Annotated in this window: 14 protein-coding genes; 5 read left to right on the top strand and 9 right to left on the bottom strand. The window is 64.2% G+C overall.

All coding sequences use genetic code 11. From position 1 onward, the window contains the following. Positions 1–15: 15 nt before the first annotated feature. The 6 genes from JQ616_RS03965 to JQ616_RS03940 all read right to left on the bottom strand — a co-directional run bounded on the left by JQ616_RS03965 (position 16) and on the right by JQ616_RS03940 (position 5,313). Positions 16–1,284 carry an AAA family ATPase gene (locus tag JQ616_RS03965; RefSeq protein ID WP_212012363.1) on the bottom strand — a complete coding sequence of 423 codons (1,269 nt, stop codon included), beginning with the start codon at positions 1,282–1,284 and terminating at the stop codon, positions 16–18. Beyond that, positions 1,281–2,033 (bottom strand): CpaD family pilus assembly protein, encoded by a 753-nt coding sequence (locus JQ616_RS03960; RefSeq protein WP_212012362.1) that lies wholly within the window; start codon positions 2,031–2,033, stop codon positions 1,281–1,283. Before JQ616_RS03960 ends, JQ616_RS03965 begins: the two co-directional genes overlap by 4 nt. An 8-nt stretch (positions 2,034–2,041) precedes the next feature. Then, positions 2,042–3,529 carry a type II and III secretion system protein family protein gene (locus JQ616_RS03955; RefSeq protein ID WP_249136374.1) on the bottom strand — a complete coding sequence of 496 codons (1,488 nt, stop codon included), beginning with the start codon at positions 3,527–3,529 and terminating at the stop codon, positions 2,042–2,044. 2 nt (positions 3,530–3,531) lie between these two features. Then, on the bottom strand, positions 3,532–4,323 hold the full coding sequence (gene cpaB, locus JQ616_RS03950) for a Flp pilus assembly protein CpaB (protein ID WP_212012360.1): 792 nt from the start codon (positions 4,321–4,323) through the stop codon (positions 3,532–3,534). Between the two features lie 128 nt (positions 4,324–4,451). Next, entirely contained in the window at positions 4,452–4,976 is a 525-nt protein-coding gene (locus tag JQ616_RS03945; RefSeq protein WP_212012359.1) for an A24 family peptidase, read from the bottom strand. Positions 4,977–5,148: 172 nt separating this feature from the next. Beyond that, positions 5,149–5,313, bottom strand: coding sequence for a Flp family type IVb pilin (locus JQ616_RS03940; protein ID WP_139480303.1), 165 nt, complete (start codon positions 5,311–5,313; stop codon positions 5,149–5,151). Between the two features lie 282 nt (positions 5,314–5,595). Between JQ616_RS03940 and JQ616_RS03935 the strand changes: the two genes are divergently transcribed. From JQ616_RS03935 to JQ616_RS03915, 5 genes are all read left to right on the top strand, one after another. Then, positions 5,596–6,426, top strand: a complete 831-nt coding sequence (locus JQ616_RS03935; RefSeq protein WP_212012358.1) for a sterol desaturase family protein — start codon at positions 5,596–5,598, stop codon at positions 6,424–6,426. Between the two features lie 23 nt (positions 6,427–6,449). Then, the gene (locus tag JQ616_RS03930; RefSeq protein ID WP_212012357.1) at positions 6,450–7,895 is read left to right on the top strand and encodes a hypothetical protein; all 1,446 of its coding nucleotides are present in this window, start codon (positions 6,450–6,452) and stop codon (positions 7,893–7,895) included. A 199-nt stretch (positions 7,896–8,094) separates the two neighbouring features. Beyond that, the gene (locus JQ616_RS03925; protein WP_212012356.1) at positions 8,095–8,601 is read left to right on the top strand and encodes a pilus assembly protein N-terminal domain-containing protein; all 507 of its coding nucleotides are present in this window, start codon (positions 8,095–8,097) and stop codon (positions 8,599–8,601) included. A 179-nt stretch (positions 8,602–8,780) separates the two neighbouring features. Then, positions 8,781–9,332 (top strand): TadE/TadG family type IV pilus assembly protein, encoded by a 552-nt coding sequence (locus JQ616_RS03920; RefSeq protein ID WP_212012355.1) that lies wholly within the window; start codon positions 8,781–8,783, stop codon positions 9,330–9,332. Next, complete coding sequence (locus JQ616_RS03915) at positions 9,329–9,970, top strand: TadE/TadG family type IV pilus assembly protein (protein WP_212012354.1); 642 nt, start codon at positions 9,329–9,331, stop codon at positions 9,968–9,970. Before JQ616_RS03920 ends, JQ616_RS03915 begins: the two co-directional genes overlap by 4 nt. 226 nt (positions 9,971–10,196) lie before the next feature. Here the strand turns inward: JQ616_RS03915 and JQ616_RS03910 are convergent, their stop codons facing one another. From JQ616_RS03910 to JQ616_RS03900, 3 genes are all read right to left on the bottom strand, one after another. Beyond that, a complete protein-coding gene (locus JQ616_RS03910) occupies positions 10,197–10,409 on the bottom strand; it encodes a cold-shock protein (protein WP_016842648.1) in 213 nt (70 codons plus the stop codon). Positions 10,410–10,675: 266 nt separating this feature from the next. Further along, complete coding sequence (infA, locus tag JQ616_RS03905) at positions 10,676–10,969, bottom strand: translation initiation factor IF-1 (RefSeq protein WP_016842649.1); 294 nt, start codon at positions 10,967–10,969, stop codon at positions 10,676–10,678. A 24-nt stretch (positions 10,970–10,993) separates the two neighbouring features. Continuing rightward, positions 10,994–12,424, bottom strand: coding sequence for a DEAD/DEAH box helicase (locus JQ616_RS03900; protein WP_212012353.1), 1,431 nt, complete (start codon positions 12,422–12,424; stop codon positions 10,994–10,996). Positions 12,425–12,826 lie beyond the last annotated feature (402 nt).

The raw sequence follows: 12,826 nt of genomic DNA, 5'->3' as shown, positions 1-12,826 counted from the left end.
ACTCCACGCGGGCCACTATTTGGACCGCAGCTTTTCGAGCAGGGGCGACAGGAAGGACCCCCTTGGCTTCTTGGTCTCGCCGCGGCCTGTCAGCCGCTGCGCCATCTGCAGGAACATCTCCACCGCGCGGTGATTGGCGGAAATCTCGGCGATCATCTGGCCGTTATTGGCGGCCGAACCGAAGATCTGCGGATCGAACGGGATGGCCGCGATCGGCTGGCTTTCAATCGCCTTGGCGAACTCGCCGGCCGCGATCTCCGGCCGCTTCGGCACGCCGACCTGGTTCAGGCAGTACAGCGGCGCGCGGTCGTTCGGCCGCGACGCCTTCAACAGGTCGAACATGTTCTTGGCGTTGCGCAGATTGGCGAGGTCGGGCGCCGCCACGATCAGGATGTCGTCGGCCGCGATCAGCGCGCGCTTGGTCCAGCCGGACCATTGATGCGGCACGTCGAGCACGATGCAGGGCATCGTGGTGCGCAGCGTATCGAAGACCGCATCGAACGCCTCGGCGCCGAAATCATAGACCTTGTCGAGCGTGGCCGGCGCCGCCAGCAGGCTCAGATGGTCAGTGCATTTCGACAGCAGGCGGTCGACGAAGGCGGTATCGACGCGGTCCGGCGAGAACACGGCGTCGGCGATGCCCTGTGCCGGGTCCTGATTGTAATTGAGGCCGGCGGTGCCGAATGCGAGGTCGAGATCGGCGACCACGGAATCCAGCGCCAGATCGCGGGCGATCGCCCAGGCGACATTATGCGCGATCGTCGAGGCGCCGACGCCGCCCTTCGCGCCGACCACGGCGACGACGCGGCCGACCGCCTTGGCTTCCGGCGCCGAGAACAGGTTGCAGACCGCGCGCACCACGTCGATCGCATGGGCCGGCGCGATCACGTAGTCGCTGACGCCGCGGCGCACCAGCTCGCGATACAGCGTGACGTCGTTGACCCGGCCGATCACCACCACGCGGGTGCCGGCGTCGCACACCGTGGCAAGCTGATCGAGGCCGGTCAGCACGTCGTTGCGACCCTCGGTCTCGAGGATGATGACGTTGGGTGTCGGCGCGGAGCGATAGGCCTCGATGGCGGCGGCCATGCCGCCCATCTGGATCTTGAGGTGGGCCTTGGCCAGCCGGCGATCCTCGCCCGCCGACTGTACCGCGGCAGCGGTCTCGACCGTTTCGCAGAACGCCTGAACGGAAACCCGTGGCGCCGGAGCAATATGGTCGTCCGCGGCCTGAGCCGGCGCGTCCGTCTGCTCTTCGGAGTTTTGCTGCGCGTAGGTGATCATTTTCCTGTGTCGCTTAGCTTGGCCCTGTCGGACTCGGGATACGTCGTGGCGGTGGCGGTGCCCTTGCGATACTTGTCGAAGGCGATACTGCGACGCGCCGTGTAGGCAGGGGTCTCCGCGCGCGGCTGCACGAGGTCGGTCGGGTCCTCGACCATGGCCGCGAGGTTATGCTGATTGGCGCAGCCGAAATTGTAGTACTGCTTGTTCTCGATGTAGGACCCGTTGTGGATCGACGGGCCGAGGTCCTCCGGCCAGAGGCCGCACGGCCCGGCGACCGCCTTCATTTTCGGATAGTTCACCCGGATCGCGGGCATCAGGCGCGGATTGTCGGGACGATATTTGCGCACGATGATGCCGCGCGGCGGTACGCCCGCGGCGCTGAACGTCGCCTGGATTTCGTGCAGCGATTCCTGGGCGGTGCGCGCATTCGCCGTGTCGGTGGGAACGTCGATGGTGACGGCGCCGGTGCCTTCACGCATCCAGTCCTGCGCCATCCCCATCACCTCGGCGCGCTGCTCCGCAGTCAGACCGCCACGGCTGCGCCCGACGAAGACCACGATCGAGCGATCGGCTTCGGTGACTGCGATCGGATGACGCTCGCGATAGTCGGCCGGCGAGTTCACCATCGCGAAGCTGTTGTCGGCGGCGTGCTGGCAGGCGCCGAGCGTCATGGCAAGGCCGACCAGCGCGCCGGCCAGACCGATGCTGCGCTTGTGTTCGGCGGGTGTCCTGGATGTGGTCTGTGTCATCGTCCGCCTCAGTCGGTAATGAAGCCGTAGGTGCCGCGGTAATTCCGTGCCGGCTCGGTGGCGCGGCCGGGCACGCCGTAGACGCGATTGATGCTGCCCAGCAGGTCGGCCTGCGGATCGGAGGCGTTGGCGAAACCGTCATCCGGGCGCGCCAGGTCCTTCTGCGCCACGGCGCGAACCACATAGGGCGTCACCAGCACCATCATTTCGGTCTGGTTGTTGACGAAGTCGCGGCTGCGGAACAGCGTGCCGAGCACGGGCAGCGACGCCAGCCCGGGCAGGCCGTTGATCGCCTGCTTGGTCTGGTCCTGGATCAGGCCGGCCATCGCCATCGAGCCGCCCGAGGGAATTTCCAGCGTGGTTTCGGCGCGGCGGGTCTTGATCGAGGGGATCGTCGTTCCATTGGCGCCGCCGGTCAGCGAGTTCTCGGTCGAAACCTCCGACACTTCCGTCATCACGCGCAGGCTGATCCGTCCTTCGGTCAGCACCACCGGCGTGAAGTTGAGCGAAATGCCGAATTTCTTGAAGCTGACGGTCTGAACGCACTGTCCGATCGCGCCTGACGTCGTGGTCTGACAGGTCACGCCGGTCGGAATCGGGAATTCGCCGCCCGAGATGAAGGTCGCCGATTCGCCCGAGATCGCGGTCAGGTTCGGCTCGGCGAGCGTCCGCACCACGCCGGCGCTCTCCATGGCGCGGATCGTCGCCGACACCGACGATCCGAACGACGTGGTGATCGCGTTGTTGGGCACCAGGGGAGCATTGTTCGCCGTGAACGGGTTGGCGTTGGCGAACTTCACCACGGCCGTGCCGTAATTGAGGTTTGCGGTGAGGTCGATGCCGAGCTGCTTGATCAGGCTGCGCGAGACTTCGGCAACCGTGACTTTCAGCATCACCTGGTCGCGGCCGCGAACCGTGATGGAGTTCACGACCTTGTCGGCGGCGCCGACCAGCCGCGTGGCGATGTCGGCGGCCTGCTGCGCCTCGATCGGGCTCGCCGCGCTTCCGCTCAGCATGACGCCGTCGCCGACGCCCTCGATCTGGATATCGGAATTCGGCAGCGCCGCCCGCAGCGCCGCGCGCACGCCGTTGAGGTCGCGCTTGACCGCGATGTCATAGGCCGCGATCTGCTGCCCGGCTGCGTCGAAGAACACGATATTGGTCTGGCCGACGGTCGCGCCGATGATGTAGGCGCGCTGCGCCGAGCGGACCACGGCGTTGGCGATCTTGGGATCGGCGACCAGCACGTCCTTGATGTCCCTCGGCAGGTCGATCACGATCGATTTGCCGACGCCGAGCGCAAGGAAACGGGCATTCATCTGGCCGCCATCGGCCGACGTGGCAGGAGCCGGCGCGGCGCGGTAATCGCTCGCGATCACCGGCGTCAGCGCCGGGTTGAGCGTGAGCGCCGTGACGGCCGAGAACGACAAAGCGCGGACCATGAAGGCCCGCATCGTCCGTTGAGTTGCCCCGCCCTTCATCACGTGTATCCTCATGGTCACTTCTGCATCGTTGCCTGGTTGGCAACGCCAAAGCGGATGACGTTGATCGTCTCACCGCGCTTACGGGTGTCGTCGGTCTTGGTCTCGGGCGCGTTGTTGTCGGCGATGCTGCGCAGCGCCAGCGACAGGACGCCGCTCTGGCGCGCGCGCGCCAGCGTCTCGGTCTGTTCGGGTTTCAGCTCCAGCGTCACCGTCTTGCCGATCAGTGCGTTGGTGCCGTCCTTCTCCTTCGGCGCCTGGTCGATCGCGAGCACGCGAACATTGGTCAGGATGACCTCGGAGTTGACGATGTCGGTGCCGTTGCGGTCCGGGTTCTTGTCGCGCTTCGAGAGCAGGACGTCGACCCGGTCGTTCGGCAGGATGAAGCCGCCGGCGCCGGTCTCGGGCGAGATTTCGGTCGATACCGCCCGCATGCCGGTGGGCAGGATCGCGGCCATGAATCCGCTGCCGTCGGCCTTGACCAGCTTCTGCTCGCGAATCGGTTCGCCCTGGATGAACGGGGCGCGTGCGATCGAGCCGGTGACGTCCTTGATGGCGTCGGCGTTGCTGTCCTTGCGCATGAAGCTGGCGCTGGCGGTCGCCGCCGGCCAGGTCTGCCACTGCACGTCGTCGGGCTTCACGGCCTGGCCGAGACCGATGTCGGTGCGCGCGACCAGGATGTCGACGGTGGGCAACTGCGCGACCGGCGGAGGAGGCGCCGGCTTGTCCTCGCCTCCGCTTGCCAAATAGAGCGCCGCAATGCCGGCGCAGCCTGCAATTGCCAAGACCAGAATGCGGGCCCTATCCATTACGCTTCACTTTCCACATGACGCCGCGACGCTGCCGCCGCCGTGATGGGAGTTGACCAGCTATTCGTCAAAGCATGGTTAATGAGGCGTATCTAAATCGCCTTAACGGGCGGTTACCGCCCGCCTGCTCAGCGCATGGCGAAGTGCGCGAGGTCGATCGTCTTGATCCAGTCCGTCTCGGGATAGATCAGGAGTGCGCCGAGGGCGAGCGCGATGCCGTAGGGGATTCCGGTCTGCTTGTCGTGCAGGCGGCTCAGCCAGGCCTGGGACGCGAGCGGATAGGGCAGGGGCCATTGCCGCAGTTGCAGCAGCAGCACGGTCAGCGCCCCGCCGAACAGCGACGCAAACACCAGATAGGGCAGCAGATGCTCGAACCCGAACCACAGGCCGGCCGCGGCCGCAACCTTGGCATCGCCGCCACCGACCCAGCCCATCGCAAACATGCCGAACGCCACCACCAGCACCAGTGCGCCTGCGCCGGCATGGGTGAGCATCTCGTGGACGCCCATCCCGGTCAGCGGCGCCAGGACGAAGAAGCCGGCCACCAGCGCCAGCGAGATCCGGTTCGGGATCGTCATGGTCAACAGATCGCTCGCCGCCGCGAAGGCCATCAGGGCCGGAAACAGCATCAAGCGTGCGATGTCGAGGATCATGGATTCATGCCGTCAAGCTGGAGCTGCGGTCGAGACCCGACGCTAGCGGCCAATGGTGAACAATCGGGAAAGGATCGCCGGTGCCCTCAAAACGGGCCGCCAATCGGTCCCCGACAAATAGCAAAGGTCCCGGGGTTGCCGGGACCTTTGATGCGAATTCGTAGGAACCGGCTTACTTCAGCGAACCCGAGATCGAGTTGAAGGTACCCGAGAGCTTCGAGCCGACGCCGTTGACTGCAGCGATGATCGCGATGGCGATACCGGTGGCGATCAGGCCGTACTCGATGGCGGTCGCGCCGGATTCATCCTTCACGAAGCGCGAAACGAGGTTCTTCATAAAATAACTCCTGTGTACACGTGGCTGGTCGAACTAGGTTTGGTCTCGCCGGCGTTCTCAGCACCGTGACCATTGCGGCACCCTAGGGTTGGACGATTTCGGTGCAGTTAATTTGATTGCATAAACTCTGGGGGAACCCGCTGTTGTTGCGCACAGTAAATTTGGAATTAAACGGCTCGCTAAAATTGCGGATTGTTGCCGGGCCGGCCGCTGCCGGCATCTATTCACGGCTCTTTAAGTGCACATCTATAGTCATGGGGCTTCCGTCAAATGAGGCTGCCAATGTCCACCCTTCCGATCGAAGTCATCGAGATGCTCGGCCAGACGATGATGCGGGTGGTGCCGATCACGATGGCGCTGGCACTGTTCTTCACGGTGCTCACCCATTACTGGGCCTGCAATCCCGGCAAGCCGTGGTGGCAGAAGCGTGAGCTGGTCACGGATATTTGCTACTGGTTCTTCGTGCCGGTGTTCGCCCGCGTGCTGCGCATCGGTCTCTTGGTGGTCGGCGCTGCCGCGGTCTTCAACGTGCACGGCGCCGACGAGCTGATCTCATTCTATGAGAACGGGCACGGCCCGCTGGCGCAGCTGCCGCTCTGGCTGCAGTCGATCGTCTTCCTGGTCGCTTCCGACTTCATGCTGTACTGGCTGCACCGGATGTTTCACGGCGGCGGCTTCTGGAAGTATCACGCCATTCATCACTCCTCCGAGGATCTCGAATGGATTTCGGCGGCGCGCTTCCATCCCGTCAATCTCCTGATCGGCACGATCACGGTCGACGTCATCCTGCTGATGGCCGGCATCTCGCCGAACATCATGCTGTGGGTCGGCCCGTTCACCACATTCCACTCGGCATTCGTGCACGCCAACCTGAGCTGGACGCTCGGCCCGTTCAAATATGTGATCGCCACGCCGGTGTTCCACCGCTGGCATCACACCGCGCTGGAAGAAGGCGGCGACACCAATTTCGCCGGCACGTTTCCGCTCTGGGATATTCTGTTCGGAACGTTCCGGATGCCCGAAGGCAAGCTTCCGGACGATTACGGCGTCGACGCCGAGCAGGGCGTGCCGGCGGAAATCGGCGGACAGCTGGCCTATCCGTTCCGGCATTGACGTCATAACCGCTCCGTGTCCGCATGAGTGCTGAGACCGCAGCCATCCCGCAGGCCAGGACCTCCATATTCGCCGAGGTCCCGGCCTGGTTCTGGATGGCGTGCGGCGTCTATGCGCTGCTGCTGATCGTCGGCGACCGGCTGCTCGCCGATCCCGACACCTACTGGCAGATTGCCGTCGGGCGCTGGATCCTCGACCACCACGCGCTGCCCTCGGTCGACATCTATTCCTTCACCAAGGCGGGCGAGCCATGGGTGTCGTCGTCCTGGCTGGCGCAGGTCCTGTTCGCGAAGGCCTATGACCTTGCCGGGTGGACCGGGCCCGCGGCGCTGGCCGCGGCCTGCGGCGCCGCCAGCTTTGCGCTGCTCACCGCGATCCTCAGCCGCGCCTTGCCGGCGATCCATGCCAGCCTGATCGCGCTCGCGGCGCTGGTGCTGACATGCGGGCATCTGCTCGCCCGTCCGCACGTGCTGGTGCTGCCGATCATGCTGGTCTGGGCCAACGGCCTGATGGTTGCCAGCGAACGCCGTAAGGCGCCCTCGTTCTGGCTACTGCCGTTGATCGCGCTCTGGACCAATCTGCATGGCGGCTTCCTGTTCGGCCTGGTGCTGGCCGGCGCCTTCGCGCTCGACGCAATGTGGAATGCCGCGCCGGCGCAAAGGTTGCCGCTGGCGCTGCGCTGGGCGGCATTCGGGTTCGGCGCGCTGGCTGCCTGCTGCGTCACTCCCTATGGGTGGGGTTCGATCTTGGCCTCGCTGAAGATTCTGAACCTCGGCGAGCTGCTGCATCTCATCGCCGAGTGGATGCCGGCGAATTTCAGCCAGGTCGATGCGTTCGAACTGTCGATTCTCGGCCTGATCGGCGCCGCGCTCTATTGCGGGGTGAAGCTGCCGCTGCCGCGCATCGCCCTGGTGCTGGGCCTGCTGCACATGGCGCTGTCCCATGTCCGGAATCTCGAGCTGTTCGCCTTACTGCTGCCGCTGGCTGCGCTGACCCCGGTGGCAACCCAGTTCGGTCTGCGTGCCGCGCGCACCGTCCGGCTGAAGGCCGCGCCGGCGGCAATGCTGATCGCCGCGCTGTGCGTCTCGACCTCGATCGTTGCGGCGCGCCAGACCATTTCGCCGCCGCCGATCCATTCGCCGGCTGCGGCCGTCGACGCGCTGAAGGCGTACAATGCGCGGCGCGTGCTCCACGATCTGCAGTTCGGCGGTTACCTGATCTGGCGTCAGGTGCCGGTGTTCGTCGACGGCCGTGCCGAGCTTTACGGCGAAAAGTTCGAGATGGATTATTATCGTGCGCTCCAGCTCAAGGATGTCGACGGCTTCCTCGATCTGCTCAAGGCCTACGACATCGATGCGGTGATGCTCGACCCGGCGACGCCCGCCTCCAAATTTCTCGATCACATCGACGGCTGGCGGCGCCTCTACGCCGACGATCGGGTCGTGATCCATGTGCGCGCGGCCGGCTAGGCCGTGGCTGTCCCCGCGGCACCGGTATTTTCCCGGGGGACGAGGCCGCTGACTGATCCGCTCCGGAAGTCGCGACATCCGTGCAATTCGGCGGCCGATTTTTGCTCTTCTTAAATGAATTGCCGTCAGATTTGGCAGCGTCGGGCGCCGGTCCGCTGCGTATCGCTTTTGCCGGCTCGTTCACGTCCCGGGGTAGAGTATGTCGTTTCAGTCCCAACGTATTCGCGCCGTCACGCGCATCGGATTCATCTCGCTGGCCGCAGCCGTGCTGCTCTGGCCCGCATTCGCAACCGCCGCGCCGGATCCGGACCGCATTGCGGTCAATGTCGATCAGGCCAAGCTCGTCAAGCTGCCCGGCGGCATCGCCACGATCGTGGTCGGAAACCCCCTGATTGCCGACGTCACCCTGCAGAATGGCGGCGTTGTCGTCGTGACCGGCAAGGGCTACGGCGCGACCAACTTCATCGCGCTCGACCGCACCGGCCAGGTGCTGGTGGATCGCCAGATCCAGGTCGAAGGTCCGACCGACCAGCTCGTCACCGTCTATCGAGGGATCGATCGGGAAACCTACAGCTGCATGCCGGTCTGTCAGCGCCGCATCACCCTCGGCGACGGCGAGACCTACTTCAAGTCGACCATGGACCAGGCCGGTTCACTCAGCAGCCAGGCATCCGGGTCCGGCGCGGCTGGCAAGCCGCAGAATTGACGCGCGCCGGCGCCGGCGCTTCCGCGAGCCGGGGCCGCCGATGGCCGTTGTCCCCATCATGGTTAAGAAAAGCCTAACGGATCGGGTCGCTCTGTCTCGATCCGGCGAAATACTTCGACAATGAGTCTTGGGTAGTGAGTTTTGGTAGTTGTTGCCGCCATGTTGGTCCGGGGTCGTTGATGCCGCTGCCCGCTCATTCATTCATGCGCCTCCTCCATCGCTTCCGCCGCAATCGCCGTGGTGCGACTGCGGTCGAATTCGCGATGGTCGCGCCGCTGTTTTTCGGACTGCTGTTTGCGATCATCGAGGTGGCGATGATCTTCCTCGCCAGCCAGGTACTCGAGACGGTGACGCAGGATTCCTCGCGTTACATCATGACCGGCCAGGCCCAGGGCGCAAACTACACGCAGCAGCAGTTCAAGGATTACGTCTGCGGCAAGGTCAGCGCGTTGTTCGATTGCGCCAACGGCATCTATGTCGACGTGCGCAGCTATCCCTCGAACGGGTTTGCCACCGTCAACCTGATTCCGATAACCGATCCCACCCAGGTCAAATGGTGCCCCGGCAAGGACACCGACGTCGTGGTGGTCCGGCTGTTTTATCAATGGCCGCTGTTCGTCACCAAGCTCGGCTTCAACGTCGCCAACCTCCCCAACGGCAAGCGGCTCCTGACCGCGACTGCGACCTTCAGGAACGAGCCTGCCGGAACCGCCGGGGCTACATGCTCATGAGCAAAGCCGTGAAAAGCCTGCCCGCAACCTGGCTGCGCTCGGTAGCTGCGTTTTGCAACGACCGCCGCGGTCTTGCCGCCGTCGAGTTCGCTTTCATCCTGCCGCTGATGCTGGTGATGTTCTTCGGCACCGTCGAATTCTCAACCGGTGTCGCGGTCGATCGCAAGGTCACGCTGATGGCGCGCGCCGCGTCGGATTTGACTTCGCAGGCGACAAGCGTGGTGGACGCCGACCTTCAGAACAATTTCAGTGCCAGCGTCGGCATCATGACGCCCTACGATGCGTCGCCGACCAAAATGACGGTGTCTGAAATCTACGTCGACACCTCGAACGTCGCGCATATCCAGTGGAGCAGGGCGGGCACGATCTCCTCCGGCGCCACCCAGGCCACGCTGACGGCCTCGAGCCGCAACCAGGGTGACATCGTGACCAGCCTCGTTCCGGCGGCGCTGCTGGTTGGAGACACCTATCTGATCTTCAGCGAGGTCAGCTACAAATACGTTCCGACCATCGGCTATGTGATGGCCAAGAGCGGCATCAATCTCAGCGACGTCGCTTTTACGCGGCCGCGGCAGGGCGTTTGCGTGTACTATGCCCCGACCTCTGCCACCATGCCGACGACCTGCTCGAAGTACTAGAGCACGATGAGATTAGGTTGGATCGTCATCGCGCTTGAGTCCGTTGCTTGCGCATGATCCTTTCGGAAAACCACTTCGCACTTTTCCGGATCATGCTCGAGGACGCGGCCACAAGGCAGTGATACAGACAAACGCGCGATGCAAACAAAAAGGGCCGCACCCGAAGGTGCGGCCCTTGATGCTTTAACGACAATTTCCCGGAGCATAGCGCTCCCGGAAAATCGGCTTATCCAGCGGCGCGCAGATTGTCGGCCGAGGATTTGCCGGAACGGCGGTCAGCAACGATCTCGTAGGAGATCTTCTGGCCTTCACGCAGAGTGCCAAGGCCGGCGCGCTCGACTGCACTGATGTGCACGAACACGTCGTTCCCGCCTTCATCCGGCTGGATGAAGCCGTAGCCCTTGGTCGCGTTAAACCACTTCACGGTTCCCATGCTCACGTGGGTAGTCCCTTCTCAGATATACAAGTTCAAGACCCGCTGATCGGCGGGGTGGTGAGATCGAATTTTTGGAAGGGTCGTCAGCGTCTGAACCGGCTGTACCGGTATTGGCTAATGTCGTCCGGCCGAAAATCGATGGGTAGGATATTATTCGATAGAAAGGCTCAAAACAATCCTGACGTGCGCGATTTTTTGGCCGGCGTAGCCGCCGGCCAATTGTTGCGCAGGACATCGGCACGTTATGCCCGCAGCGGTTGCAAAGCCCGCTATCGGCGGCGGAACTGGCCGCCGCGCTGGGCTCCGCCCCGCGGCGGCCCGCCGGGCGCGCCGCTCGGACGTTCGTCCTTGTGGCGGAAGATCAGGCGGCCCTTTTCGAGATCGTAGGGCGACATTTCGATCGTCACACGGTCGCCGGCCAGCGTCTTGATGCGGTTTTTCTTCATCTTGCCGGCGGTGTAGGCGACGATCTCGTGTCCGGCGTCGAGTTGCACCCGGTAACGAGCGTCGGGGAGGATTTCGGTCACCAGTCCTTCGAACTGGATCAGCTCTTCCTTAGCCATATGGTTCTCCAGATCGAGCGACGGCTAGTGCTTCGGTCGGTTGTTGCGGTTGTGTTGCGGATTCGGCCGGCTCTCGCGATGCAAGAAGGCGACGCCCTGGATGCCTTCGCTGTTGCCGGCCTGCGACGGACGCGGCGACTCGCCCCGGCTCGTCTGCGGCGCGCCATTATTACCACCCCGACGGCGGCGGCGGCGAGGGCCTTTTGTGCCCGGAGCAGCCTCATTCCCACGAACATTATGCGCGCGCGGCGCAGCACGGCCGCCCCGGTGCGGGTGGGGGGCCTGCGCGGGCGCCGCAGCCTCGCGGCTGCCAGAGGAGCCGCCCTGTGTGCGGCGGTCTTCCCGCGGCACGGTAATCCGGATCAGCCGCTCGATATCCTTGAGATAGCCCATCTCCTCGGCACCGGCGATCAGCGAGATCGCGACCCCGTCTGCGCCCGCACGCGCGGTACGGCCGATACGGTGGACATAGGTCTCCGGGATGTTGGGTAGGTCGAAATTCACGACATGGCTGACGCCGTCGACGTCGATGCCGCGGGCGGCGATGTCGGTCGCCACCAGCGTGCGGATCTCGCCGGACCGGAACGCCGCCAGCGTCCGCTCGCGGTGGTTCTGCGATTTGTTGCCGTGGATCGCGTTGGCCTCGATGCCGGCCTTGGCAAGGCTCTTCACGACCTTGTCGGCGCCGTGCTTGGTGCGGGTGAAGACCAGGGCGCGATTGACCGGCTCCTGCTTCAGGAGCTGGGCCAGAACCGCCGGCTTGGCGGCGAAATCGACCTGGATCGCGCGCTGGGCGATGCGATCCACCGTCGAGGCGACCGGCGTCACCGCCACGCGGGCCGGGTCGCGCAGCATCGCTTCGGCGAGCTCGGCGATGTCCTTGGGCATGGTGGCCGAGAAGAACAGCGTCTGGCGCCGGATCGGCAGCTTGGCGACGATCTTCCGGATGTCGTTGATAAAGCCCATGTCGAGCATGCGGTCGGCTTCATCGAGCACCAGGAACTCGACCTGGTTGAGCTTCAGGCCGTTGCTTTGCACGAGATCGAGCAGGCGGCCGGGGGTGGCGACCAGCACTTCGACTCCCTGCATCAGGGAACGGACCTGGCGGCCCATCGGCACGCCGCCGATGGCGAGTGTCGAGGACAGCCGGATGTGGCGGCCATAGGTGTTGAAGCTGTCGAGGATCTGCCCGGACAGTTCGCGGGTCGGCGAGAGCACCAGCACGCGGCAGCTCTTGGGCTGCGGGCGGACGCGGTTCTCCAGCAGCCGGTGCAGGATCGGCAGCGCGAAGGACGCGGTCTTGCCGGTTCCGGTCTGGGCGATGCCGACGACGTCGCGGCCGGCAAGCGCTAGCGGGATGGTCTGGGCCTGGATGGGGGTCGGCGTGAGATAGTTTTCTTCTCGAAGCGCGCGGGCGATGGGATCGGCGAGGCCGAAATCCTGAAAGGAGGTCAAAAGGTGGTTCTTTCCATAAAAGCCGTCATCGTCCCGGCCAATACCGGCCGGAATCGCATGAAGGCATTCGGGGACACCCGCGTGTCTGGGGCGTCAAGCTGGGTTAGCTGAAAGGCGAGCCAGAAGCCGCTTGGGGCAGCTTGAACACGCAGCTCGCGAAGGCACCGCGATGTCGCGGGCATGGCGAGGATATGGACCAGGAACTGGGCGGTTTCAAGATGATATCGCCGGGATTGGACGATATCGCCCAGATTGCCGCATCGAGTGCGCCGAACCAGCGCGCAAACTGTCACAAATCTGTGCCGGAAATTTAGCCAAGATGATCATTTTGCTCAAAAAATAATCTGATTGCTCTTTCGGCAGTCAATTGGGCGGCCCAATGTTTATGCAACCGATTTCCGT

The sequence above is a fragment of the Bradyrhizobium tropiciagri genome, assembly GCF_018130545.1.
GTDB classification, from domain to species: domain Bacteria; phylum Pseudomonadota; class Alphaproteobacteria; order Rhizobiales; family Xanthobacteraceae; genus Bradyrhizobium; species Bradyrhizobium tropiciagri_A.
This window is presented reverse-complemented; position numbering and strand designations above follow the sequence as displayed.

Excerpts from the sequence above, each read along its gene's own strand:
- JQ616_RS03965 (WP_212012363.1), bottom strand. The coding sequence starts at position 1,284 with ATGATCACCTACGCGCAGCAAAACTCCGAAGAGCAGACGGACGCGCCG.
- JQ616_RS03960 (WP_212012362.1), bottom strand. The coding sequence starts at position 2,033 with ATGACACAGACCACATCCAGGACACCCGCCGAACACAAGCGCAGCATC.
- JQ616_RS03955 (WP_249136374.1), bottom strand. The coding sequence starts at position 3,529 with ATGAGGATACACGTGATGAAGGGCGGGGCAACTCAACGGACGATGCGG.
- cpaB (WP_212012360.1), bottom strand. The coding sequence starts at position 4,323 with ATGGATAGGGCCCGCATTCTGGTCTTGGCAATTGCAGGCTGCGCCGGC.
- JQ616_RS03945 (WP_212012359.1), bottom strand. The coding sequence starts at position 4,976 with ATGATCCTCGACATCGCACGCTTGATGCTGTTTCCGGCCCTGATGGCC.
- JQ616_RS03940 (WP_139480303.1), bottom strand. The coding sequence starts at position 5,313 with ATGAAGAACCTCGTTTCGCGCTTCGTGAAGGATGAATCCGGCGCGACC.
- JQ616_RS03935 (WP_212012358.1), top strand. The coding sequence starts at position 5,596 with ATGTCCACCCTTCCGATCGAAGTCATCGAGATGCTCGGCCAGACGATG.
- JQ616_RS03930 (WP_212012357.1), top strand. The coding sequence starts at position 6,450 with ATGAGTGCTGAGACCGCAGCCATCCCGCAGGCCAGGACCTCCATATTC.
- JQ616_RS03925 (WP_212012356.1), top strand. The coding sequence starts at position 8,095 with ATGTCGTTTCAGTCCCAACGTATTCGCGCCGTCACGCGCATCGGATTC.
- JQ616_RS03920 (WP_212012355.1), top strand. The coding sequence starts at position 8,781 with ATGCCGCTGCCCGCTCATTCATTCATGCGCCTCCTCCATCGCTTCCGC.
- JQ616_RS03915 (WP_212012354.1), top strand. The coding sequence starts at position 9,329 with ATGAGCAAAGCCGTGAAAAGCCTGCCCGCAACCTGGCTGCGCTCGGTA.
- infA (WP_016842649.1), bottom strand. The coding sequence starts at position 10,969 with ATGGCTAAGGAAGAGCTGATCCAGTTCGAAGGACTGGTGACCGAAATC.